The sequence below is a fragment of the Pantoea sp. SO10 genome (assembly GCF_005281435.1).
Lineage (GTDB): Bacteria > Pseudomonadota > Gammaproteobacteria > Enterobacterales > Enterobacteriaceae > Pantoea > Pantoea leporis.
In genome coordinates this window covers 930,552-954,364 of sequence record NZ_CP040095.1, presented here as the reverse complement: position 1 = coordinate 954,364, position 23,813 = coordinate 930,552, and the positions used below count along the sequence as shown (strand labels likewise).

At 54.4% G+C, this 23,813-nt stretch carries 19 protein-coding genes; 7 read left to right on the top strand and 12 right to left on the bottom strand.

Going from position 1 to position 23,813, the window contains the following annotated elements; translation table 11 throughout:
- Positions 1-3 precede the first annotated feature (3 nt).
- Entirely contained in the window at positions 4-981 is a 978-nt protein-coding gene (locus FCN45_RS04330) for a glycosyltransferase (protein ID WP_137385232.1), read from the bottom strand.
- 1,025 nt (positions 982-2,006) lie between these two features.
- Between FCN45_RS04330 and FCN45_RS04325 the strand changes: the two genes are divergently transcribed.
- The 6 genes from FCN45_RS04325 to FCN45_RS04300 all read left to right on the top strand — a co-directional run bounded on the left by FCN45_RS04325 (position 2,007) and on the right by FCN45_RS04300 (position 12,312).
- Positions 2,007-3,647 carry a sensor histidine kinase gene (locus tag FCN45_RS04325; protein ID WP_137385231.1) on the top strand — a complete coding sequence of 547 codons (1,641 nt, stop codon included), beginning with the start codon at positions 2,007-2,009 and terminating at the stop codon, positions 3,645-3,647.
- Positions 3,640-4,332, top strand: a complete 693-nt coding sequence (locus FCN45_RS04320) for a response regulator (RefSeq protein ID WP_110867792.1) — start codon at positions 3,640-3,642, stop codon at positions 4,330-4,332. The genes FCN45_RS04325 and FCN45_RS04320 overlap by 8 nt, the downstream gene beginning before the upstream one ends.
- A gap of 170 nt (positions 4,333-4,502) precedes the next feature.
- Positions 4,503-5,591, top strand: coding sequence for an ABC transporter substrate-binding protein (locus FCN45_RS04315; protein ID WP_137385230.1), 1,089 nt, complete (start codon positions 4,503-4,505; stop codon positions 5,589-5,591).
- Positions 5,592-5,664: 73 nt separating this feature from the next.
- The gene (locus tag FCN45_RS04310) at positions 5,665-7,434 is read left to right on the top strand and encodes an iron ABC transporter permease (RefSeq protein ID WP_110867794.1); all 1,770 of its coding nucleotides are present in this window, start codon (positions 5,665-5,667) and stop codon (positions 7,432-7,434) included.
- Positions 7,427-8,497 (top strand): ABC transporter ATP-binding protein, encoded by a 1,071-nt coding sequence (locus tag FCN45_RS04305; protein WP_137385229.1) that lies wholly within the window; start codon positions 7,427-7,429, stop codon positions 8,495-8,497. Before FCN45_RS04310 ends, FCN45_RS04305 begins: the two co-directional genes overlap by 8 nt.
- 287 nt (positions 8,498-8,784) lie before the next feature.
- On the top strand, positions 8,785-12,312 hold the full coding sequence (locus FCN45_RS04300; protein ID WP_168197473.1) for an autotransporter outer membrane beta-barrel domain-containing protein: 3,528 nt from the start codon (positions 8,785-8,787) through the stop codon (positions 12,310-12,312).
- A 126-nt stretch (positions 12,313-12,438) separates the two neighbouring features.
- On the opposite strand, the gene FCN45_RS04295 is transcribed toward FCN45_RS04300, so the two are convergent.
- The 8 genes from FCN45_RS04295 to proB all read right to left on the bottom strand — a co-directional run bounded on the left by FCN45_RS04295 (position 12,439) and on the right by proB (position 19,818).
- A complete protein-coding gene (locus tag FCN45_RS04295) occupies positions 12,439-14,184 on the bottom strand; it encodes a glycosyl hydrolase family 28-related protein (RefSeq protein WP_101762507.1) in 1,746 nt (581 codons plus the stop codon).
- A 202-nt stretch (positions 14,185-14,386) separates the two neighbouring features.
- Positions 14,387-14,680 (bottom strand): hypothetical protein, encoded by a 294-nt coding sequence (locus FCN45_RS04285; protein WP_137385227.1) that lies wholly within the window; start codon positions 14,678-14,680, stop codon positions 14,387-14,389.
- On the bottom strand, positions 14,677-15,027 hold the full coding sequence (locus FCN45_RS04280; RefSeq protein ID WP_101762510.1) for a hypothetical protein: 351 nt from the start codon (positions 15,025-15,027) through the stop codon (positions 14,677-14,679). The genes FCN45_RS04285 and FCN45_RS04280 overlap by 4 nt, the downstream gene beginning before the upstream one ends.
- Positions 15,024-15,491, bottom strand: a complete 468-nt coding sequence (locus FCN45_RS04275) for a glycoside hydrolase family protein (RefSeq protein ID WP_101762511.1) — start codon at positions 15,489-15,491, stop codon at positions 15,024-15,026. Before FCN45_RS04275 ends, FCN45_RS04280 begins: the two co-directional genes overlap by 4 nt.
- Positions 15,492-15,674: 183 nt before the next feature.
- Positions 15,675-15,950, bottom strand: a complete 276-nt coding sequence (locus FCN45_RS04270) for a hypothetical protein (RefSeq protein WP_110867800.1) — start codon at positions 15,948-15,950, stop codon at positions 15,675-15,677.
- A 415-nt stretch (positions 15,951-16,365) separates the two neighbouring features.
- The gene (locus tag FCN45_RS04265) at positions 16,366-17,097 is read right to left on the bottom strand and encodes a S24 family peptidase (protein ID WP_137385226.1); all 732 of its coding nucleotides are present in this window, start codon (positions 17,095-17,097) and stop codon (positions 16,366-16,368) included.
- Positions 17,098-17,450: 353 nt separating this feature from the next.
- Positions 17,451-18,704 (bottom strand): glutamate-5-semialdehyde dehydrogenase, encoded by a 1,254-nt coding sequence (gene proA, locus FCN45_RS04260; protein WP_137385225.1) that lies wholly within the window; start codon positions 18,702-18,704, stop codon positions 17,451-17,453.
- Positions 18,705-18,714: 10 nt separating this feature from the next.
- Positions 18,715-19,818: a glutamate 5-kinase gene (gene proB / locus FCN45_RS04255; protein WP_101762515.1), complete on the bottom strand. Its 1,104-nt coding sequence runs from the start codon at positions 19,816-19,818 to the stop codon at positions 18,715-18,717.
- Between the two features lie 245 nt (positions 19,819-20,063).
- Here proB and ompC point away from each other — a divergent pair, with 245 nt between their 5' ends.
- Positions 20,064-21,155, top strand: coding sequence for a porin OmpC (gene ompC / locus FCN45_RS04250; protein WP_101762516.1), 1,092 nt, complete (start codon positions 20,064-20,066; stop codon positions 21,153-21,155).
- A gap of 81 nt (positions 21,156-21,236) precedes the next feature.
- Here ompC and crl read toward each other — a convergent pair whose 3' ends face one another.
- The 3 genes from crl to gpt all read right to left on the bottom strand — a co-directional run bounded on the left by crl (position 21,237) and on the right by gpt (position 23,568).
- Complete coding sequence (gene crl / locus FCN45_RS04245) at positions 21,237-21,638, bottom strand: sigma factor-binding protein Crl (RefSeq protein ID WP_008108946.1); 402 nt, start codon at positions 21,636-21,638, stop codon at positions 21,237-21,239.
- Positions 21,639-21,740: 102 nt separating this feature from the next.
- Positions 21,741-22,988 (bottom strand): esterase FrsA, encoded by a 1,248-nt coding sequence (gene frsA / locus FCN45_RS04240; RefSeq protein ID WP_110867802.1) that lies wholly within the window; start codon positions 22,986-22,988, stop codon positions 21,741-21,743.
- 121 nt (positions 22,989-23,109) lie between these two features.
- On the bottom strand, positions 23,110-23,568 hold the full coding sequence (gene gpt, locus FCN45_RS04235; protein ID WP_007887137.1) for a xanthine phosphoribosyltransferase: 459 nt from the start codon (positions 23,566-23,568) through the stop codon (positions 23,110-23,112).
- Between the last annotated feature and the right edge of the window lie 245 nt (positions 23,569-23,813).

Below are 23,813 nucleotides of genomic sequence, written 5' to 3'. Positions count from 1 at the left end.
CGTTTATTTCTGTGCCAGGCGGCGCAGACGCGATACCAGTCGTGGACTGACAAAAAACAGCGCAAAGTACAGGCTCCACGGATTGAGCATCAATCCTGATGTGAAATAGGACTTAAAGCTGCGACGGTAGAGCGAAATATATTCATCAATAAAGGCGCGGCTGAATCCGTCGCTGTGCAGCGCTTTATAGATATAAGACGAGGTCACTTTTAAATAGAGATGGTAATAACAGCGGCTATGCTGCGCGGATAAAAACGCCTGCATGCCATTAAACGAACGCGCAAAGGAGAAATGCTTTTCGCGTAACGCCGATCGTGTGGCGGAGTTGGTGGATTCCACATAGTGATAAACCACCTGCTGGGTGAAGATCACCTGACGATCCTGTTGCAGGTGCAGGTAATTGACCACAAACAGCAGATCTTCGAAGTTATAAATCTCTTCGTTAAAGGTGAGCTGATGCTGACGAATCACATCACCACGAAACACCTTGTCGCAGATGCCGTGACGCGGATTGAAATAGAGCAGATCGTTAATCGCCGCCGAAGCGGTCAGCTGGCGCACGTCACTGCTGTTGGCCGGGAAATCGAGCGGATCGCCTTGAGGCGTGAAGTGCTGCGATTCCCCACCCACCATGGCGATGTTGTTTTGCATCAGCCGCACATAGGTGGCAAATGCGCTGGCCGGCAGAAAATCATCGGCGTCTAAGAAGCACAGCAGTTTGCCGCGCGATGCGTGAATGCCCTGATTGCGCGCCGACGAAACGCCGCCGTTGGTTTTATCGATGATATGAAAATGCGGGTAATGGGCGTAATTCTGCAATATCGCGAGCGAGTTATCGCTGGAACCGTCATTAATAAAGATCGCTTCAAAACGGCTTTCTTCCTGCTGTAGCAGGCTATCAATGCATCGCTCCAGATACGCCGCGGCGTTATACACCGGCACGATGACGCTGATTAAAACGTCGTTAACGGGATTTTGCATATAACCTCTGGACTCTGTCGGAGTAAAAGTTGCGGGCGGAAAAAAAATTTGCTGAACATTGCAGTGATTAACAGTGCACGTTGCTTGCGCCCGGCTTAACATTTATTGCCTGTCTATTTCAGAGTTTCCTCAGGTCAAATAAAACTGGCCTTTAATTCTCTGTAAAAAAATCGCTAAATAAGATAATCGCCAAATAAACCGTGCAGATTTATTCTGCTTTCGTCAGGTAAAACAGGCAGGCTACCGCCCCAGGCTTGCAGCTACCTGTTTACTGACTACGCATAAACCCATTTTTCAGGCATAAAAAGGCTGCGCTGCGCTCGTAAGAGTTCAGTTAATTTTCAGCCAGTTACGTTTTATCTTGTGGTGATTTGGCTTAATAGCGTCACCACGTCATTCACGGCGAACTTAAATTAAATTTTTATCTGTCTGGTAATGAGCGTAAAAAAACGCTGGCGTTTTTATCGCGCTCATCACCAAAAACAAGAAATGCCGACCGGGGCTGAGTAGGTGCATCAACAGACGGGCCTTCTCAACGAACGTCACGACATTAACGATATTTGCTGTGTGCCCTGCACTTTTATTACTTCGGCGCGTCTTTTTGCGTTCCGATGAGTGCAAGTGGCGTTAATTCAGTGCGACGCTTGCGGTCGCACTGCAACGGGCTTAATGCCCAAAATTTGCGATCTAATTCAAAACTTTTCCCGGCATTCTCACCACTCCGGGTTATAAGGTCAATGGTTGCCAGGCCAAACCGGAATTTACTCAGAGAAAGGCTGGATTAAACAACGGCGCATAGATTAGCCGTGGTGAATTGATTTTTTGCCGATTGATTAGCGCCACAGCAGGCGAATACCAGGAATAAGATGGGAATATCGCTGACATGGTGCCAACAGTAACCAGCGCCTAAGCCGCGCCGGGATTGAAGCCAGCTCACAACTCTGAAGATAGCGTGTCACGGCACGCATTTTCGCGTGCTAGTCTCCAGCCATGCCTCTCTCCAGTTTCTCTTTACTGCAGGTTGTATGAAACGCAGATTATCTTTCCAGGTAAAACTCTTCCTGTCGCTGGTGCTGTTTTCCTGCCTGCTACTCGCCTTGCTGGGCACCATTCTGTTTCATTTTATCGATCGCCAACTGCATCACGATTTGGGACAGCGCGCGCGGGTGCAGGCCAGTGAGATTGCGCTGATGCCCGGCCTGGCGGAGAAAGTAGCGCGCCGTGATATCGCTGGCATCGCCGCGCTGATTCAGCCGCTGCGCAACCAAAGCGATGCCAGCTATATCGTGATTGGCGACACGCAAGAACACCATCTCTACCACTCGGAATCACCGGAGCGCCTCAATCTACCGATGATTGGCGGCGACAATGCCGAGGTGCTGCAGGGCAAAACCATTATTTCGGTGCGCAAAGGCGGTATCGGCGTGTCGCTGCGCAGCAAGGCGCCAATCTTAAATGCCCAGCATCAGGTGATTGGCATTGTCTCGGTGGGTTATCTCACTTCCTATATTGCCAATATCAACGTTAGCCTGCTGTGGCAGGCCAGTTTGTATGGCGTGGCGCTGCTGTTGCTGCTGTTTATTTTTTCCTGGATGTTTAGTCGCAACCTGAAAAAACAGATGTTCTGGCTGGAGCCAAAGGATATCGCCCTGCTGGTGCTGCAACAAAAGGCGCTGCTGGAAGCGATGTATGAAGGCGTGTTTGCGGTCAACGCGGAGCGGCAGCTGATTCTCATCAACCGCGCCGCACGCGAGTTGCTGGATATTCAGCAGAGTGAAAGTGAACTGCTGGGGAAACCGCTGGATGCGGTGTTGCAGATTCCTGCAGCGTTTTTGCGCCAGCATGAGGTGAAAACTCACGATCACGTTACCGTGCTCAATCAGCGTCAGGTGATCGTTAACCGGGTGGCGATCGAGCTGGAACCCGGCGAGCCTGGCGGTTGGGTATGCAGCTTCCGTGATAAAAACGACATCAATACGTTGAGCAGCCAGCTGAGCCAGGTGAAACGCTATGCGGATAATTTACGCATCATGCGTCATGAACAGCTGAACTGGACCGCCACGCTGGTCGGCCTGTTACAGATGCAGCGTTACGACGACGCGATGCGCTACATCCACGCGCAATCAGCTGGCGCGCAGCAGGTGCTGGATTTTGTCTCGGCGCGCTTCACCTCACCCGCGCTCTGTGGGCTGCTGCTGGGGAAATATGTCAGTGCGCGGGAAAAAGGCGTGGAGCTGAAATTTGATCCGGCCTGCCAGCTGAGCCGCATTCCTGCCGCACTGAGTGAAACGGCGTTGATGTCAGTGATTGGTAATCTGCTGGATAACGCCGTCGACGCCACGCTCAATGCCACAACGCCCGCCGCCCCGATAGAATTGTATATTTCTGGCCGTAATCAGGAGCTGTTAATTGAAGTGGCCGATCAGGGTTGCGGCATCGATGACAGCATTAAACCGCATCTGTTTGAGCAAGGCGTCACCAGCAAGCCGTCCAGCGAAGACGATATGTTCGGTGCAGAGCATGGCATCGGCCTCTATCTGGCGGCAGGTTATGTACAGCAGGCGGGCGGCAGCATTGAGATCAGCGACAACTCACCGCAGGGAACCATCTTCTCGGTGTTTATTCCGTTCCAGCCCGCCGCATTAACAGGACTTTCCCATGAATAATGCTAAGCCGCTTGATGTGGTGATTGTGGAAGATGAGCCGCATCTGGCCGATCTGCATCGTGAATATATTGAGCAGAACTTTCATCTGCGCGTGGTCGGCATTGCCGCGACGCTGGCGCAGGCGCGCGCGCTGATTGCTGCGCATCAGCCACGCCTGCTGCTGCTCGACAACTATTTACCGGATGGTCAGGGCGTAACCTTGATTGATGACCCGCTGCTGAAGCGTTTTGAGTGTTCGGTGATTTTCATCACCGCCGCCAGCGACATGCAAACCTGCAGCCACGCGATGCGCAGCGGTGCCTTTGACTACCTGCTGAAACCGGTGTTTTTCCATCGCCTGCGCGCGTCGCTGGAGCGCTTCATGCTGCTGGTGCAGACCCTGCGTCAGATGAAGAATGTCGATCAACAGGCGCTGGATAAGTTGTTCAACCTGCCAGCCAGTGACGCGCCTGCCGCGCCATCCACCAAAGGCATTGAGTCGATTACGCTGGAACGGGTTAAAGGCTTTTTTAACGCAGCACCGCACAGCAGCTGGTCGGTTGAACAGGTGGTAGAAAACATCGGCATCAGCAAAACCACCGGCCGCCGCTACCTCGAATATTGCGTAGAGATCGGATTTATTGGCGTCGAGATGCAGTACGGCAATATCGGCCACCCGCGACGGCTGTACCGCAAAATCCTGTGATCTTGCGCAAATCCCGCGCGCGGCCACTTGTGGTTTTTATGGTGTTAATTGCCTAAACGACGCCAACAATCACACTTCGTGAAGATAACAATCCGTCACCTCTTGTGTGGAAAAGGCGATCGGCTATGTTGACCTTTAGTTCCTCAAATGTAACTAAAAGGTTAATTATAATGTCGAACACTTTTCCTCTGTCTCTGATTGCCGCCACTGTGTTTGTTTCCATGTCAGCCGTAGCGGCTCCGCCGCAAGGTTACCCTTCGGACTACCAAAGCGTGATTGATGCCGCCACCAAAGAGGGCAAAGTGGTGGTCTACTCCACCACCGACATCAAAGCAGCTGGGCCGCTGGTCAAAGGCTTTGAGGCCACTTATCCCGGCATCAAAGTTGAATATAACGATATGAACAGCACCGAGCTGTACAACCGTTTTATCAGTGAACAAGCTTCGGGTGGCACCAGCGGCGATGTGGTGTGGAGCTCCTCAATGGATACCGGGCTGAAGCTGGCGACCGACTACGCGCAGGAGTACAAATCCCCTGAACTGGCGCAGCTGCCGAAGTGGGCGGTGTGGAATAACAAGGCGTACGGCACCACCTACGAACCGGTGGTCTTTATCTACAACAAGCGCATGATCCCGGCCGGTGACGTGCCCGATTCGCACGCTGCGTTAGCCAAGCTGATCGCCAGCCAGACCGACAAATTCAAGAGCAAAGTCACTACCTACGATATTGAGAAATCGGGCCTCGGCTTCATGCTCTCAGTACAGGATGCCAAAGCCGACCCCAACTACTTCAAAACCCTGGCCGACGTGGCGAAAGGCGGTTTAGCCGTGCAGTCTTCCACCGGCACCATGATGGAAAGGGTTTCATCCGGCGAAAACCTGATTGGCTTTAACATTCTGGGTTCTTACGCCGAAGCGCGCGCCAAAACCGATCCGTCGCTGGGCATCGCTTATCCGAAGGATTACACGCTGGTGCTGTCACGCGTCTCGTTCATCAGCCAGCAAGCGCAACACAGCCATGCGGCTAAGCTGTGGCTCGATTACGTGCTGTCTGAAAAAGGGCAAAGCATTCTGGCCAATCAAGCCGACATCCCTTCCCTGCGCAACGATATTGAAGGCAAAAATGACATTGATGGCTTGACCAAAATGTTAGGTAACGCGCTGAAACCGATCCCGGTTGATGAAAGCCTGCTGGAATATCTGCAACCGAAAAAACGTCTGGATTACATCAAACAGTGGCGCACAGCCGCCGGTAAATAACGGCAGTACCGAAGCGCGGCCGCTGCGTCGCGCTTCTCTTTCTGTTATCTGATTCGCCATTCAGGGTCTCAATATGCGTGCATTGCAGAGAAAGTGGCAAAGCCTGCCGCGCGGCGTTGTGGTGCTGATAACCGCGCTGGTTATCTACGTTCCGCTGTCGTTTATCGTGATACAAAGTTTCTTGTCCGCCCCGTTCTTTTCGCCGTCGAAAGCGTGGAGCCTCGAGTCGTTTGAATTTATTTTCACCGATCCCGACTTCTATAAAGCGCTGCGCAGCGGATTTATTCTCGCCTTCGGGCTGGTGATCATCGCCATTCCGCTGGGCGGTATTCTGGCGTTTCTGATGGTGCGCACCGATCTGCCCGGCCGACGCATCATTGAGCCGCTGATCCTCGTGCCAATTTTTGTCTCGCCGATGGTACTCGGCTTTGGTTACGTGGTGGCGGCGGGCCCGGTGGGATTCTTCTCGCTGTGGGCGCAATCGCTGTTCGGTTTTGTGCCGTGGAATATCTACGACATGTCGAGCATTGTGGTGATCGCCGGGCTAACGCACGTCCCGCACGCCTATCTGTATATCTCTTCTGCGCTGCGCAGCGTGGGATCGGATGTGGAAGAAGCGGCGCGTATTGCGGGTGCGACACCGCTGCAGGTGATGACGGCGGTGAGCTTGCCGATGGTGCGTCCTTCAATGCTGTATGCCACCGTGCTGCTGTTCTTCCTCGGGCTGGAGGTGTTCGGCCTGATGCTGGTGCTGGGCGATCCCGAAGGCAACATGGTGTTGGCCACCTATCTCTATCAGCTGACTAACAAACTCGGCACGCCTTCTTATCATCTGATGGCTGCCGTGGCGGTGGTGCTGATCTGTATCACCATTCCGCTGGTGATGCTGCAACGCCGCCTGATGCGCACCGCCAATCGCTTTGTCACCGTAAAAGGTAAAGCCTCACAGGCGCGTGCGCTGCCGCTGGGCAAATGGCGCTGGGTGGCCGGTGCAGTTGTCGCCTTCTGGCTGACGGTGACCATTGGCGTGCCGCTGCTGGGCGTGGTGCTGCGTGCGTTTATCTCAAACTGGGGCGTTGGCGTCTCGCTCTGGGATGAGCTGTCGATCAAAACTTTTCAGACTATCTGGGCGCAGCCTAACCTGCTGCGCGCCATCGTCAACTCGATGGCGATTGGGGTGATTGGCGGCGCGCTGGCGGTGGTGTGTTATCTGTTTATCGGTATCGCTATGCACCGCAAACCCGATAACACCACGCGCTTTCTCGACTACAGCGTGCTGGTGCCGCGTGCGGTGCCGGGCTTGCTGGCCGGCCTGGCGTTTCTCTGGGTGTTCCTGTTCCTGCCGATGTGGCTGGATAACTCGCTCAAATCGGGCTGGCTGTCTGATTTCGTCTGGTCGCAGTGGCTGCGCGATAACCTGATCGTCTGGCTGCGGTCACTGCGCAGCACCATCTTCAGCGTCTGGCTGGCGTATACCGTGGTGTGGATGGCGTATGGCCTGCGTCTGATCTCGTCCACGCTGCTGCAGGTCGGGCCGGAACTGGAAGAGGCGGCGCGCAGCACCGGCGCCACGCGCGGACAGATCACGCGTCACGTCACCATTCCGTTATCCCGTTACGGCCTGATTGGCTCATGGCTGCTGATGTTCCTGATTTTCGAGCGCGAATATTCCACCGGCGTGTACCTGCTTTCGCCCGGCACGGAAACCATCGGCTCCATGCTGGTTTCCCTGTGGGCGGCGGGCGCGATAGATATCGTCGCCGCACTCTCGTTTATTAACATCCTGCTGGTCGTGGTCGGTTTGGGTATTGCCTTGCGATTTGGAGTCAAATTACATGATTGAATTATCGGTCGAGAACCTGCACTTAACTTACGGCGACAATCCGGTGCTGAAAGGCGTGTCGATGAACTTGCAGCGCGGCGAAGTGGTTTCTCTGCTTGGTCCGTCCGGTAGCGGCAAAACCACGCTGCTGCGCGCGGTCGCCGGGCTGGAGAAGCCAACGCAAGGCACGATTGTGATTGGCAACAACACGGTTTACGCCGGCACGCCGCGCAGTGAGATCCCAGCGGAAGAACGTAATCTGGGGTTAGTGTTCCAGTCCTACGCCTTGTGGCCGCACAAAACCGTGTTCGAGAACGTGGCGTATCCGTTAAAGCTGCGCAAAGTGGCGGCGGCGGAGATCACCCAACGCGTGCAGGATGTGTTGGCGCAATTGGGTTTAGGCCACCTTGGTAAACGCCATCCGCACCAGCTTTCTGGCGGTCAGCAGCAGCGCGTGGCAATTGGTCGTGCCCTGGTCTACAACCCGCCGGTGATCCTGCTGGATGAGCCGTTGTCGAATCTGGATGCCAAGCTGCGCGAAGAGGCACGCGTGTTCCTGCGTGAGCTGATCATCAAACTGGGCTTGTCGGCGCTGATGGTGACACACGACCAGAATGAGGCGATGGCGATTTCCGACCGTATTTTGCTGCTCAATAACGGCAAAATCGAACAGCAAGGCACGCCGCAGGAGATGTACGGCTCACCGAAAACCCTGTTCACCGCCGAGTTCATGGGCAGCAACAACCGGCTACACGGCAAAATCACCGAGCTGCGCGACGGCAAAGCGCGCATTGAGGGCAAAGGCTGGGCGTTGTGGGGATTGGCGGGCACAGGCGTGCAAAACGGCCAGGAAGCGACGGCGGTGATCCGCGTCGAGCGGGTGAAACTGGTCGAGGGGCCGGGCGAAAATCAGCTGGAACTGCCGCTGCTCACCAGCATGTATCTGGGCGATCGCTGGGAATATTTGTTCCGCACCCAGGGCGATGATTTTGTCATTCGTGCTTATGGCAGCGAGGTGCGCGATCCGCAGCACTGCCATCTGGCATTGCCGGAAAACCATGTGTGGATTTTCCCGAAATCCTGATGTTTAAGGGGGCGGCCAGCCGCCTCCTTTCTTCACTGATAATCCTCATCAAAAATAATTTTTTTAAAAACAGAATAAACAGCGACACATCACCTCCTGCTATTAAATACGCCGCTCAATAATTAAATTCTTTCTGTACTTATCTTATTCAAGACATGTCTTACCCGGATTTTTACCGCACCTTTCATATTCTCTCTGCCATCAAGTTATATCCATCCCTTAATCATCCCGCGCGCGAATCAACGTTTTATTTCGGCGTGAGATACTTTTACAGGCAGAGAGTCAAAATGAATAAAAACTATCGGGTTATCTGGAACCACAGCCAGGGTAATTATGTTGTCACCTCCGAACTGGCACGCGGCAAAGTGAAATCATCCCGTTCCAGCACAGCACGTCGCCTCACCGCAGGCTGCGTGGCGACGGCCTTTATGGCGCTTGCCAGCGTCGGGATTATCCAGCCCGCGCTGGCCGACCCCGCCTATGGCGAATATGCTTCTGGCGCGGGCAATATTATTAATATTCAGGATAAGGACGTGGCTACCAGCGATGACAGCGCACACGCCTTATTTGTTGAAAAAGGCGCCACCGCGCACAGCAATAATATGAACTTCACGACCAGCGGTAAAAAAGCGTTCGGGGTTAATGTTGATGGTGCGGGATCGAGTATTGACATAAGAGGCGGTACGATTACCACTACAGGCGCACAGGGATATGGTTTAGTGGCTGGCAATGGCGGCAAGTTAATGGCCAGCGATGTTACCTTGAATACTTCCAGCGTGGGCGTTTACGCCGATAAATCCAAAATTCTGGCCAGGAACCTGAGCGTACAGGCTAACGGCTATGGCATTTACGGCATTAATCAAGGCGCTAAGATTGTAATTGCTGACAGCAATGTAAATGTAAGCGGTAATGACGCTTACGCGTTACTGGCTGAAGATGGCGGCAACGTTACCAGTACCAACAGCCATTACACTACATCAGGCAAAAACGTTTACGGCGCATGGGTCAACAAGGGATCTGAACTCACTATTATCGGTGGCAGCATCACAAATACTGGTAATGGTAGCACCGGCATTCTGGCTAAAAGCGGTGGACGTTTAAATGTTGATGGAGTGACAGTGGTATCTACCAGCCAGGGCATCAACAGCTATAGCTCAGCCGTGGCGAATGTGGCAAACAGTCACGTCACCGTGACGGGTAAAGAGGCCTACGGATTGCTGGCTGAAAACGGTGGAAAGATGACCAGCACAGATAGCCATTATATTACCACAGGCGACAATGCCTACGGCACGTGGGTAAATACCGGATCGGAACTGAATATTTTCGGTGGCAGCATCACAACCACCGGTAAAGCCGGTTATGGGATGTTTGCTAAAAATGGCGGTATTCTGAATGCTGAAAATGTCTCAATTGATTCGCAGGGCGTGGGCGTTCAGGCATCTAATAAATCTACCATTTCGCTCAAAGATGTTCAGGTGAAATCGGTAGGACACGGCATTTATGCTAATCAATCCATGACTGATGCTGAAAATATGCAGATTGATGCAGGAGGATATGGTGTCTGGGCCAAAAGTGAGGGCGCCCGGATAAATATCAATAACAGCACAATTTCTTCAGCGGCAACTTTAGGTGGTGCAATTACCGCCAGTAGCAAAGGATTAGCCAACGTTCGTAATAGTAAACTAATTGCCTTGGATAGTGATTCTGCTGGTATCTATGCCAATTATTCAGGACAAGTCGATGCTGAAGGTGTAGATATTGAGATCATGAATAGCGGGAATGGTGCACAATCAACTTATAGTGGAGTAATAAACATAATCAATTCAAAAATAGAAAGCCATAGCGGCGGCAATGTATTTCAAGCTGAAAGTGGCTCCGTGTTAACGGCTGACAATGTTTTTGCAGAAATGGATAATAATAACAACCCAGAAGAAATAGTTACTGCTATACATATCGCTAACGCTTATGTAAGCTCCGCTGACCCTACGGCTAACATTAATAATTCATTTTTACATATCAAAGGAAATAACGCCGCTGGAATTGTGACTTCATATACTAAAGGTGAAATCAACCTGAATAACACAATATTGACGGTAGATAATGGGCCTGCAATCGTCGCTTATAACCAGGCCTTAACGACGGTGAATCTTGATAACAGCCTGTTGTCCGGCACAACGCTGCTCGAAACCGGGCTCAACCCGTACGGCGGTGATGCAGGAGCGGACGTGCGCGGTATTACGGTTAACGCCAGCAATCATTCTCAACTGCAGGGCGATGCCAATATTGATCGCAGCAAAACGCAGGCCAGCAGCGTCAGCCTGGATTCCGGTTCACGCTGGCAGGGTGCCGCGCATGATTTGCAGGATCTGAGCTTAGCGGGCAGCAGCCAGTGGAATATGACCGGCAGCTCCACCGTCGACAGCCTGACGGCCAAAGACAGCACCATCATCTTCGATCACAGTGCAGGCGATTTCCACACCTTAACCGTTAAGGGCGATTACCACGCTGACAACGCCAAACTGGTGATGAACCTTGCGCTGGCGGGTGACGATGCGGCTAGCGATAAACTGCATATTGCCGGCAACGCCAGCGGCACCACCAAAGTTCAGGTGCACAATGCGGGCGGTAAAGGTGCTGCCACGCTGGAGGGCATTGAGTTGATTCGCGTTGAGGGCACGCAAAACGGTGAGTTCCTGCAGGATGGTCGCATTGTCGGCGGCGCGTGGGATTATGCGTTGGTGCAGGATAAAAATGGTAAGTGGCGCCTGGTTAGCGATCCGATTCCCGTTGATCCAACGCCTGTCGATCCCATTAAAGACGAGGGCGGCGATACGGGCACCGTCATTGCACCGGAGGTGCCGCAACCGAAACGTACCCCGCGTGCCCGTCCGGAAGTCGGCAGCTATATTGCCAACCTTGCGGCGGCCAGCAAGCTGTTTACCCTGAGCGCAGCCGACCGTCCGGGCGTGACAGAATACCGTGATGCGCTGACCGGCAAAGTGGAAAAAACCACGCTGTGGCTGCGCAACGAAGGCGCGCACGGACGCTTCAGTGACAGCACCGCGCAGCTGAAAAGCATCACCAACAGCTACATGACGCAGCTGGGTGGCGACATCGCACAATGGAGTTTGAATGGCAGCGACCGTTTCAGCCTCGGCGTGATGGCAGGTTACGGCAATGCCAAAAGCAATACGCTGTCGAAAACCACCGGCTACAGCGCCAAAGGCCAGGTTAACGGCTACAGCGGCGGTATCTATGCCGGCTGGCAGCAGGACAGCCAGACGCGCAGCGGCGCCTTTGTCGACAGCTGGCTGGCCTACAACACCTTCAATAACAGCGTAAAAGGTGAAGGTCTCGGTCAGGAAAGCTACAAGTCGAAGGGGATGACAGCGTCACTGGAAGGCGGCTACAGCTTCGCCTTCGGCGAGCAGCAGCAGTATCGCCTGCAGCCGAAAGCGCAGGCGGTGTGGATGGGCGTAAAAACCGGCGATTACACCGAGCAGAACGGCACCCGCGTCAGCGCCACCGGCAACAATAACGTGCAAACCCGCACTGGCGTTCGGGCAACCATGCACACCGCCACCGCGCAGCCTTACGCTGAAGTGAACTGGCTGCATAACACGCAGCGCTTCGGCAGCAAACTGGATGGCGTGAAGATTGAGCAGGCGGGTGCGCGCAATATCGGCGAAGTGAAACTGGGTCTGGAAGTGAATCCGAGTCAGCACGTCGGCATCTGGGGCGGCATCGCGCAACAGGTTGGCGGCAAAGGCTTCAGCGATTCCAGCGCCGCGCTGGGCGTCAAAGTCAGTTTTTGATAGCGCAATCGGCCTCTTTTGATCAGAGCATCGCTGGAAACAGCGGTGCTTTTTTTATGGCCAGTGCGCTTTCCCCACAAACAAAAAAAGGCGAGGCCGAAGCCTCGCCAAAAAAGGTGCTGGACCTCAATCGTAATAAGGAAGTTTACGATCGACACCGTTAATGTTGACCAGCACAAAGCCCGTAGGCGCGGTTTTGTTGGTCGGCGTACCGGCCGCCGTCGCGACCGTCAGCACCCCTTTCTCGTTCGCGCCAATGCCGGCCAAACCGTTGTGCAGCCCGAAACGCGCCGCCGGTTTGAAACCGCCCAGTTTGGTGGTATCGGTCACGACCGAGAAGTCCTGCTGGAACAGCGAGCAGGAACCGGTATCGAAACGCGTTGGACCGGTGCATTTCAGGTTCATCATGGTGTCACCGCTGTTGGCGCGCAGTTTTACCCACACCGCCGCATAGGTGGTGCCGACGCGGCTGTAGCGGATATCCAGCACCGCAGGTTGTCCCATGTGATAGGCATCAGCCCACACCGTTTCCAGACGCTGCAGATTGACCCAGGTTTTGCCGGTCGCCGCCACGTTGACCGGTGAACCGGCAGTGCCCGTTGGCTGAGTGGCATCCGCTTTACCAATAAACTCCATTACCCACTGCTGGTTAGCGTTCGGGAAGAACAGCTGCCCAACGCGATACCAGTTATCGGTATCGGTGTTATTAGTAATTTTGTAGCCGCTGAAGTAGCCCGCGCGCAGCGATCCGGTCATAAAGGTGCCGTAGTTCTCGTCGCGACGGTAGCCATACTCAAAGGTGGATAACCAACGTCCAGCCGCCGCATCCAGGCTGAGTTTTGCGCCGGATTGCAGATTGAGCTGACGGATCACCACGCGCGCATTGTTGAGATTCAACGGCGTACCGCAATCCTCAATGTTCAGCGTATCCACCGTCCAGCCGCCGTCGGAGAGATCGCCCGGATTACGCGTGTGCTCAATCCACACGTTGCGAATAATCCCCTGCGTCACGCGCGGCATGTAGAGCGTGGCATCGCCATAACCGGTCTGGAAGTTACAGTTACACAGCTCAATCGCCGTGGAGTGATCCCACGCGCCTTTTGGCGAGTTTGACCAGCCGACATCAAACACGCGTCCGTAGGTATACAGGGTGTAAATCTGGTCGAATTTACTGTCGAGGGTATCCAGCACTTTGATCACCGTACCGCCGTTATTCTGCGCGCGGAAACAGTAGATATTGACGGTGGTGCCTTCGATACAGGTGTTTTCGAAGAACGGCTGCACGTTGCTGCACATGTCGGCAGTGATGGTGCTTTTGTTGGTGGTGATATCGGCGGATGCCTGGCCGTTCCACGCAATACCGCGGATTGAGGTACGACGCGCCTTCACCTTGAACACCGTGTTGGCGCTTTTGTCGGAAATGATGGTGGTGCGCGGCAGCGAACCCAGCTCAACATCATCCCCCTGCAAACCGAAGAAGGCGCGCTCGGTACCGCTGATGTCGATGGGGCTAATCAGGAATCGACCGCCTGGAAAACGCACCGGTAATGCGGTGATGTTGCCTGAGTAGCTTTGCGTCCACGCCAGCATACGGTTAAACGCCTCGGTATCGTTGGCGTAACCGTCGCCTTTGGCACCGAAGTGATAAACGTTGATTTCGGTGGGATCGTTAATCACGCGTTTCCAGTAAAAACCGTTACCGATCACCAGCGTACCGCCATCTTCTACCGCCGTGGTGGTGCCGATAAAACCGGTAAAATCACCGCCACCGTGGAAGGTGGAGTCCGCGTTGTAACGACGTAAGAATGCCAAATCGCCGTTTTTGGCCGGTACAGTGGTGCGCAGTTCTGCATAAGAGTTAACTTCGATCATCATAGCCTCCTCGGCTTTTCGGGTAGGTAATGCAAATGCATGAGAGCAGCGTTACTGAGCCGGCTGGCCGCAGTGCTGATCCCAAAGATCGTTGTGGTTGTTGATGGCGCGCACGGTGCGAACGTCCATGCGCTCGGCGTCATTGCCGTGGGTATAAATCGGGGAAAACAGGGTGCAGGCTGAGTCGATGACGACGGGAGATTCAGGGCTGGTGATACTTCGATTGCTGCAACTTGTCACGAGCAGCAGCGTCATCAAGATTAAGGTTGCTGGCTTCCACACGTTTGGCCTCCTCGCGCAGCAGTTGCTGCTGTTGGTTAACCGCTACCGCTTGCGCCGCGGCTTTATCGGCGCGCTCGACGGCGGCCTGGGATGCTTGCTGCACCTTGCCGATTTTCTTGCCACCGAAGTAGCTGGCAACCAGCGCAGCGATGACGCCCGCCAGCGCGGCAATCCAGTGCCAGCTGCCGCCGAACAATGTCATGAGCAATGTCATACTTTTTCCTCCATCGCATTTTTCTGCTGGTTGAGGCCTTTCTGGCGGATGAATTGGGCAATCACGCCCATCGCCACCATAAAGGCGCCAATCAGCCCCAGATAGTTGTGCGGCAGAATCGCTTTCACGTCGGGCGGCATGCTGTTCCAGGCATCAAGCGCAGCGGTGGGAAATGATTGCACCCACGCGCTGAGCATCGAACCGAGCGACGCCAGCCATACCGACCAGGTTTTGAATAACAGCCGCGCATGTTTCACGAACTCCAGCGTGGTGAAGCGCTGCATCACCAACACCACCACAATCACTGCCAGCACCGCGGTGACAAAAATCAGCAGTTTCAAATTCATAGCAGCCCCCGATAGATGTCGTAGGTGCCGCTGCGCATCACTTCGGCATGGCGCCGTGCGCGACCCGACGTTTGTCTTGCCCACAGGCTGTCGAGCATGGCGTTGGCCGCGCTGTTGAAATCGCCCTGCGTAATGGCGGTGAGCATGCCGCGAAACATCGCCAGCCCATCCACCCCCAGCTGATATCCCATGCTGATCAGCACATCGCTGCGCGCCTCATTGCATTTGGCCAGCGCCTGCTGCACCAGCGCACGCTGATGCATCTGCTGCACCTTGCCCTCGACAATGCACTGCTTCCACACATCGCCGACGGGACGCGGCACCTGGAAGATGTAGTTGCTAAGCGATGCCCCTTTGGGGCCGATGCGAATGCCGCCAGCGACCGTGGGGAAACCCAGCGAGTCGAGGTAAGGCGCTTCGCGGTAACCCTCTTCGAAATTCAGGATGGCAATAATCTGGCTCATAGAAATTCCTCTTTGACGGGGCGCAACAGCCTGAAAATGGCTGCGCAAAACGGCAAAAAACATAAATCCTGCTGATCGTTTACGACATTGAGCGCGTTTTCATATAAGCGAAACGCTCAAGAATGGTTAAACAGTGAGCAACAATGGAACGTTCCGTTTAAAACTGGGGAAAGTGATGCAGGGTTAACGCACGGCATACAAATAGACGTGGGGCAGACAGCAGTTATCAAAGCTGGGTTGTGCCTGCTGAACACGAACGGGCGCTAGCACGGCGCTGTCAACGCGCGACAGCGTCTGGCGCTGGCAGATGCGTTCAGCGGTGCGCAAGGTGACGTTTTCGTATTCGATGCCGAGTGCGCTATCGATGCTGCGCTTAAGGCTGAGGGACTGCCGTCGCCGATGGCGGCGCGTGCGTGCATTGCCTGAAAATACTGACTTTCCGTACTGGATAATCGCCATAACTCCTCCTGTTAATGAGTCTTTGGCGATGGGGTGGCAGGCACGGCAATTCGGCTGAGGCCGACGCGTTCGTTATTCCTCTGGAAAATACCCGACGTCAACTTACCCGGCTGCTTTCGCGGCCAGGGTGAAGTAGAGGAGAGTGAAAATCAGAGGGCAACTGACAACGCTGCAAAGTGCGTATCCACCCCATCCCAAAGTTCACTAACTTTGGATGGTATGTATCGCGCTTGTGCAGCGCCTCAATTGTTTAAGAGCGGGCTCATCCGTGAGCAGGTATGTTGTCCATCCATGCTCAAATTATTAACAGGTTCTAATGCATTGGCAAACACCAATGGTTAATTTTTTATTTACCGTCAGTTAAATTAATGATTTCAGCCAAAATATTTTTTTGCCGCAATCTGACGTTTTGTGATCAGCCCAGGATTTGGTAATCCCGCGCCTGGCTCATGATCACCCGCGCCACCACTTGCAGCGTCCTGGCTTCTTCCAGCGTGAGGTACCAGGTTTCATAGCGCTTGTTATCGGAGATTACCGCGACCTTTTTGTGCTGAAGTTGCAGGCGTTTGAGATAGAGCTGATCGTCAAGCGTGAACAGGTAAATGCCATCGCCATCGAAGCGATGCACGCTGATATCGACAAACAGCTGATCGCGCGGCGCAAAAGTGCCGGCCATCGAATCGCTGTTCAGCGCGATGAGGCGAATATTTTCCGCCGGGCGGCCATTAAACAGCACCCGCGCCTCTTCCAGCCCATATTCAATGGCTTGAATGGTTTCCACCAGTTCATCGCGCGAAGAGCCGCTGCGCGCACCGTGCTGGCCGATATCCAGACTCTCCACGCGAAACAGATGTTTTGGGTTCACCAGACTGCGCTGCGTCAGCAAGGCGGCCGGTTTTTCCATGCCAAATTGCAGCCACTCCACGCGCACGTCGAGTAACTGGCTGAGCGCCAGTAGATTATTATCATCGGGGATCGATTGCCCGTTAAACCATTTCCACACCCCCGGCGTTGAGATCTTGCATCCCCTCTCTTGCAGAGCCAGCGCAACCTGTTTATTCCGTCCATGTCCGACAATTCCCGCGCTTTCGCATGCGGCAATCAGCCTGGCAGTGAATGCTTGTCTCGTACTTTCTTTTTTAACCATCAGTTAATAATCTGCCTTCAGTAAAAGACTGAATGTTATTTTCATTTTTGCTACCAGTTCATTTTATATTACCGGCAGTTTACTACCCAACCGCTTTTATCAATGAAGCTGGACAATCATTATCCCCTTCGGTTAGGGCGAAACCAGTGTTCAGTGCCATATCGCTTGTTCTGACAGGGGTTTTCAGGATTGTTCTGTCGCAATAAGACCAGCATCTAAAGGAAAAAATGGGTGAAAAGCCGCGAGCCCGCCATAGATGACAGAAATAAATCAAAAAGCTCTTGGAATAACTGGATCGAAAACGAAAAAAATGGGCACCGTTTTCGGTGCCCATTGTCATGCAGGAGCGAACATTAGCGACGTAGCGTATCGTCGCCCCACCCTATCCATTTGTAGGTGGTCAGCGCTTCAAGTCCCATTGGACCACGCGCATGCAGCTTCTGCGTACTGACCGCCACTTCGGCACCGAGGCCAAACTGGCCGCCGTCAGTGAAGCGTGTGCTGGCATTAACGTATACCGCCGATGAGTCAACCTGGTTGACGAAGCGATTGGCATTGCCAATGCTGCGCGTCAGAATGCCATCAGAGTGCTGCGTGCCGTGCTCACGGATATGCGCGATGGCTTCATCAATATCCGCCACCAGCTTGACGTTCAGATCGTTGGACAACCATTCGTCATCATAATTTTCCGCTTGCACCGCCACCACCTCGGCAGCACCGTTTTGCAGCAGCGCCAGCACATTTTCGTCGGCGTGCAGCGCAATCTTCTCTTGCGCCATACGTTGCAGGAATGCCGGAATGAATGTGTCCGCCTGATCGCGATGGATCAGCAGCGTTTCCAGCGAGTTGCAGGCGCTTGGCCGCTGCTTCTTGGCATTGACGATCACCTCCAGCGCGGCCTCGGTCTCCATGGTTTCATCGAGATAGAGATGGCACACGCCGATGCCGCCGGTAATCACCGGAATGGTGGAGTTTTCACGGCACAGCTTGTGCAAACCTGCTCCGCCGCGCGGGATCAGCATATCGACGTAGCGATCGAGCTTCAGCAGCTGATTCACCAGTTCACGATCCGGGTTTTCAATCGCCTGCACCGCGCCTGCTGGTAAACCGTGCTGGGTCAGCGCATTTTGGATCACGCGCACGGTGGCGGCGTTGGTGCGATAAGTCTCTTTGCCGCCGCGCAGAATCGCCGCGTTGCCGGTTTTCAGGCACAGCGATGCCACATCAACAGTGACATTAGGACGCGCTTCATAAATCACGCCAACCACACCCAGCGGCACGCGACGACGTTCAATGCGCAGGCCGCTATCAAGCTGGCCGCCATCCATCAATTGCCCCACCGGATCGGCCAGGCGACACACCTGACGCACATCATCGGCAATGCCTTTCAGACGCTGCGGGTTGAGCGTCAGGCGATCGAGCAGCGCTTCGCTCATGCCATTTTGGCGTGCATCCGCCAAATCCTGCTCGTTCGCCGCCAGGATGTCCGCGCTTTCCGCTTCCAGACGATCGGCGATGGTGAGCAGCACCTGATTTTTTTGTTCGGTGGAGAGTTCTGCCAGTTTGTACGACGCAGCGCGCGCCGCTTTACCCATCTCTTCTAACATTATCTGCTCCTTAACTGACGATCATATCGTCGCGGTGCACCGCTACCGGGCCATATTCGTAACCGAGGATCTCGCCGATTTCCTGGCTGTGATGACCGGCAATCATGCGCATGGCATCGCTGTTATAGCGCGTGACGCCGTGGGCGATATCGCGCCCTTGCAGATTGCGAATGCGGATCACTTCACCGCGCGAGAAGTTGCCCTGCACGTCACGGATGCCTTTTGGCAGCAGCGAACTGCCGCGCTCCAGCATCGCGGCCAGCGCACCATCATCGATGGTGATTTCGCCCGCCGGCGGTGCGCCAAAGATCCAGCGCTTGCGGTTTTCCAGTGGCGACTGCTGCGCGTGGAAACGCGTACCGACCGGTTTGCCATACAGCACATCGCTAATCACATCCGGACGACTGCCGGCGGCGATGATCACATCGATCCCCGCGCGACAAGCGACGTCCGCCGCCTGCAGCTTGGTCGCCATGCCGCCGGTTCCCAGGCCCGACACGCTGCCGCCCGCGAGGGTGCGTAACGCATCATCGATCTGGTGCACGTCGCTGATCAGCTCCGCTTCCGGATTGGTACGCGGATCGGCGGTGAACAACCCTTGCTGATCGGTCAGCAGCAGCAGTTTATCCGCGCCGCCCAGCATCGCCGCCAGCGCCGACAGATTGTCGTTGTCGCCCACTTTAATTTCAGCAGTGGCCACCGCATCGTTCTCGTTAATCACCGGCACGATGTGGTTGTCGAGCAGCGCGCGCAGCATGTCTCGCGCATAAAGGAAACGTTCACGGTCTTCCATATCAGCGCGCGTCAACAGCATCTGCCCGATGTGAATGCCATAAATCGAGAACAGTTGTTCCCACAGCTGGATCAAACGGCTCTGCCCCACCGCAGCCAACAGCTGCTTTGAGGCGATGGTAGGCGGCAGTTCGGGGTAACCAAGGTGTTCGCGTCCGGCGGCAATGGCGCCAGAGGTAACGATAACAATGCGATGGCCCGCGGCGTGCAACTGCGCACACTGACGAACCAACTCCACCATGTGCGCCCGATTCAACCGGCGTGAACCGCCGGTGAGGACGCTAGTACCCAACTTGACCACAAGGGTCTGACTGCCACTCATGTTTTTCCTGCCATGTAAGAAAAAAATCTGCGAAGGGACGTTTTATCAGGAGTGAGCAAGGAAGCCAACAACAGCAAGGGGAAAAGCACAAAAATCCCCTGACAATGCGGTAGACCAAAAGTTCGCGATTAACAAGAAAGCCGAAAAACTGTCATAAAACGTTCATCACCAACCGGTAAAAAGTCGGTGTTTTACAAAACCTTTCACGGGTACAACAAATTTTACTCATTGGGATTGATAGCAAAATGAAGAAGAGCACACTGGCATTAGTTGTATCAGCGCTGGCACTGGCTTCCACCGCAAACGCCGCAGAAGTGTATAACAAAGACGGTAATAAACTGGACTTCTACGGCCGTGTTAAAGCTGAACACTACTTCAGCGATAACGCGTCAAGCGACGGTGACAAATCTTACGTGCGTATCGGTTTCAAAGGCCAGACGCAGATTAATGACCTGATGACCGGTTATGGTCAGTGGGAATATCAGTACAACGCGAATAATTCTGAAGGTTCTGATGCCAACGCAGGCAACAAAACCCGTCTGGGCTTTGCTGGTCTGAAATTCGGCCAATACGGTTCATTCGACTATGGTCGTAACTATGGCGTGTTGTATGACGTCGAGGCCTGGACTGACGTATTCCCAGAGTTCGGCGGTGACGGTACCGCGCGTACCGATAACTTCATGACTGCGCGTGCAACTGGCGTAGCCACTTACCGCAACAGCAACTTCTTTGGCCTGGTTGATGGCCTGCGCTTCGCGCTGCAATATCAGGGCAAAAACGACGCCACCAGCGCTAACGCCCGTGGCAGCATCACCGATACTTCTCGTCAGAACGGCGACGGTTACGGTGCGTCACTGGGTTACACCATTGCTGACACCGGTATCAGCCTGATGTCGGCCATCACCTCTTCTGACCGTACTAACCAGCAGCAGCTGCAGGCGCTGGGAAGCGGTGATAAAGCGGAATCATGGGGCGCCGGTATCAAGTATGATGCGAACAGCATCTACCTGGCTTCAATCTACACCGAAACCCGCAACATGACGCCAATCGGCACCCGCGGTTTTGCTAACAAAGCGCAGAACTTCGAAGTGGTAGCGCAGTATCAGTTCGACTTCGGCCTGCGTCCGTCCCTCGGCTATATCCAGACCAAAGGCAAAGACATTGAAGGGATCGGTGACGAGGATCTGGTTAAATACATTGATGTGGGCATGACTTACTATTTCAACAAAAACATGTCGACCTTTGTGGATTACAAAATCAACCAGTTGGATGACAACAACAAGCTGAACCTGAACAACGATGACGTTGTAGCCGTTGGCTTAACTTACCAATTCTGATTGAGCTGTACCCTCGTTGTGTCTATAAAAAAAGAGCCGGCTCATCACCGGCTCTTTCCTTTTTAAACCCTTAAAAGTCTATCAGGCGCTCAGTTTCACTGGCTCTTCTTTAAAGCCTTCCGCCGGGCGCAGATCGAGTTTCTGTTCCAGCAGCATCGCTTTCAGACGCTCATGGAAATTACGCAACGTGCTTTCCACTTTGGCATTGTTCTCTTTGCCTTTGATGGTCGCAGCGCCCCAATCACCCGCTTTATCAAACAGGCCAAAATGATATTCGTATGTGAAGTGATCTTCATAGGCTTCCAGCGTCATCCACCAGCCCCAAAACTCACGCAGCTCAGGTGCAGGCTTGACGTTGACACACGCTGCCAGGCAATCGAAGAAGAAGCGTGTCTCTTCACATTTGCCTTCACGGATATACGGCCCCAATTCGGTGAAGCGCTTAAGCAGGCGACTACGGGGGTGACCACTCGGTAATGTCATCTCTTTTCCCTTAACCCTTTAAATTGCACTTCCAGCTTTCCATTAACATAAAAATGGAAAATCCCGGATATAAGTAGTAGCAGAGTTCAGAGATTTCGCCAGTTAGCCTTTCAACTGTTTTTCCAGCCAGTCACAAATTTGATTGAGCGCTTTGTCAAAACTGGCAAAAACCGGCTTGGCGGGAATCGCCAGCGTCTTGCCCTGCGACGAGGAGTTGGCGATCAACTGCGCGTCTGTTTCCGGACCGAAAATATCATCCGGCCAATAAGCCGCCAGCATCGGCGTTGGCGTGCGGCGGCCGAGTAAGCCTTGCACCTTCAACGAGTAGCGGTTGAGTTCAGTACGCAGATTGCTGTCGGAGGTTGAGGACATACCGAGACGGCTCGCCAGCATATCCATGTACATATCTGGTAGCTGTTGCTGCTGTTGCGCATCCACAAACACGCTGTGCACCATGGCTCCCAGCGTCGCTACCGCGCGTACTCGCGGCACTTCCAGATAGGCCAGACGTGTCGCCACGTTAGCACCGAAGCGGTAGCCCAGCAGCGCCACACGGGTGTGATCGATCCATGGCACATTGCTCAGTTCACGCAGCACCTGCTGATGCACCTGGCTGGTGTCCTGATTCAGCATCCATTTGCTGCTGAAGCCTACCGATGGCATATCCAGCGTCAGCATGGCGATGCCGCGCGGCGCGAGATAGTCGTGGAACAGGCGATAGTGATCGCTCTGCAGCGAATCAAGGCCGCCGCACAGCAGCACGGTGGGATACGGCGCTTCGGCTTGCGCGGGCATATGCAGGAACCCCGTCACCGGACTGCCGCCGCTCATCGGAAAAGTCAGGGATTTAAGTTCGCCCGGCAGACGCTGCGTGGCCTCTTCGTAGGCGCGATTGGCCAGCACCTGCGCCTGATCGGCCAGCTCGTCGCCTTTGATGTAAGGGTAAGCCGCGAGGCTGAAAAGATTGGCGGCGTGCAGCCAATGCTGACCTGCATCGTCATGGTTTTCGCTCTCTAACGCGCGCTGCTGCCAGATCGCCGCCTGCTTCGACCACTCATAATTCCAGTTGCCGCCGCGATAGCCAATCACGGTATCGAGCAAGGCTTCATTGGTGCGTTCGAACTCGCTCACCGCGATACGCGCCAGCACTTCGCTGATCTCCTGCGGCGACAGACCGCGCCACGTCCACAGCAGCTTGTTCAGCATGCGATACCAGCCGCGCTGCGTATCGCCTTCGAGGGCGTTATGCACCTGCACGGCGGCGTGATGCTGGCGGTGCACTAATGAGGAGGTTTCCGGGTGTTTAAAACGGGGTTTGAACAGTTCTTCGCTCAGGTTTTTATCAGACATCTCAGCTATTCTCCTGCCAACAACGTGGCGATGGCTAAGAGTGTACTGCACCCGCCATACGCGCGCGAGGCGCAGAAAGCACAACGCCCGGCATAACCGGGCGTTGTTTGCGATGCATCAATTAGCTTTTGACGATTGGCGGGATGTAGACCACGCCCATGTCCCAGGGCTGCTCGATCCAGGTGTTCTGCGGGATATCGACAATGTAGTCGTCCACCAGCGCACGGCCAGCTGGCTTAGCGAAGATGGTGCAGAAACGCGCTTTTGGATACATGTCGCGGATCGCCTGCGCGGTGCCGCCGGTATCCACCAGGTCATCAATCACGATGAAGCCTTCACCGTCGCCTTCGGCACGCTTCAGCACTTTCATTTCGCGCTGATGATCGTGATCGTAGCTGGAGATGCACACGGTATCGACGTAGCGAATACCGAGTTCACGCGCCAGCAGCGATGCCGGAACCAGACCACCACGGCTCACCGCGATGATACCTTTCCACTGTTCCACAGGAAGCAGGCGCTGGGCCAGTTTACGGGCATGGATTTGCAACATGTCCCAGGTTACGACGTATTTTTCGCTCATATAAAGGAATCCCGGCCAAGAAACTTGGCTTAAAAAATATGCAAGGGGGAAAAGGTTGCGCGAGATTATAAGGATCTGACGCCTTAAAAACCAGCATCTGTCTTACTGGTTGCAGGTTTTTAGCGCGGCTGATTACGCACCCGGCGAGAAACAGTGATATTCTCAGGCCCATCACGTCAGATCTTCTGACGACGATTTTTACTGGAAACCCGCGTGCGTGCGGTATGTCCGCCACGCTGACACAG

What these genes read in the sequence shown, in the direction of transcription:
- FCN45_RS04285 (WP_137385227.1), bottom strand. Translation starts at nt 14,680, where the DNA reads ATGACATTGCTCATGACATTGTTCGGCGGCAGCTGGCACTGGATTGCC.
- FCN45_RS04320 (WP_110867792.1), top strand. Translation starts at nt 3,640, where the DNA reads ATGAATAATGCTAAGCCGCTTGATGTGGTGATTGTGGAAGATGAGCCG.
- frsA (WP_110867802.1), bottom strand. Translation starts at nt 22,988, where the DNA reads ATGTCTGATAAAAACCTGAGCGAAGAACTGTTCAAACCCCGTTTTAAA.
- FCN45_RS04275 (WP_101762511.1), bottom strand. Translation starts at nt 15,491, where the DNA reads ATGAGCCAGATTATTGCCATCCTGAATTTCGAAGAGGGTTACCGCGAA.
- FCN45_RS04295 (WP_101762507.1), bottom strand. Translation starts at nt 14,184, where the DNA reads ATGATCGAAGTTAACTCTTATGCAGAACTGCGCACCACTGTACCGGCC.
- FCN45_RS04330 (WP_137385232.1), bottom strand. Translation starts at nt 981, where the DNA reads ATGCAAAATCCCGTTAACGACGTTTTAATCAGCGTCATCGTGCCGGTG.
- FCN45_RS04315 (WP_137385230.1), top strand. Translation starts at nt 4,503, where the DNA reads ATGTCGAACACTTTTCCTCTGTCTCTGATTGCCGCCACTGTGTTTGTT.
- FCN45_RS04270 (WP_110867800.1), bottom strand. Translation starts at nt 15,950, where the DNA reads ATGGCGATTATCCAGTACGGAAAGTCAGTATTTTCAGGCAATGCACGC.
- FCN45_RS04305 (WP_137385229.1), top strand. Translation starts at nt 7,427, where the DNA reads ATGATTGAATTATCGGTCGAGAACCTGCACTTAACTTACGGCGACAAT.
- gpt (WP_007887137.1), bottom strand. Translation starts at nt 23,568, where the DNA reads ATGAGCGAAAAATACGTCGTAACCTGGGACATGTTGCAAATCCATGCC.
- ompC (WP_101762516.1), top strand. Translation starts at nt 20,064, where the DNA reads ATGAAGAAGAGCACACTGGCATTAGTTGTATCAGCGCTGGCACTGGCT.
- crl (WP_008108946.1), bottom strand. Translation starts at nt 21,638, where the DNA reads ATGACATTACCGAGTGGTCACCCCCGTAGTCGCCTGCTTAAGCGCTTC.
- proA (WP_137385225.1), bottom strand. Translation starts at nt 18,704, where the DNA reads ATGTTAGAAGAGATGGGTAAAGCGGCGCGCGCTGCGTCGTACAAACTG.
- FCN45_RS04265 (WP_137385226.1), bottom strand. Translation starts at nt 17,097, where the DNA reads ATGGTTAAAAAAGAAAGTACGAGACAAGCATTCACTGCCAGGCTGATT.
- FCN45_RS04310 (WP_110867794.1), top strand. Translation starts at nt 5,665, where the DNA reads ATGCGTGCATTGCAGAGAAAGTGGCAAAGCCTGCCGCGCGGCGTTGTG.
- FCN45_RS04280 (WP_101762510.1), bottom strand. Translation starts at nt 15,027, where the DNA reads ATGAATTTGAAACTGCTGATTTTTGTCACCGCGGTGCTGGCAGTGATT.
- FCN45_RS04300 (WP_168197473.1), top strand. Translation starts at nt 8,785, where the DNA reads ATGAATAAAAACTATCGGGTTATCTGGAACCACAGCCAGGGTAATTAT.
- proB (WP_101762515.1), bottom strand. Translation starts at nt 19,818, where the DNA reads ATGAGTGGCAGTCAGACCCTTGTGGTCAAGTTGGGTACTAGCGTCCTC.
- FCN45_RS04325 (WP_137385231.1), top strand. Translation starts at nt 2,007, where the DNA reads ATGAAACGCAGATTATCTTTCCAGGTAAAACTCTTCCTGTCGCTGGTG.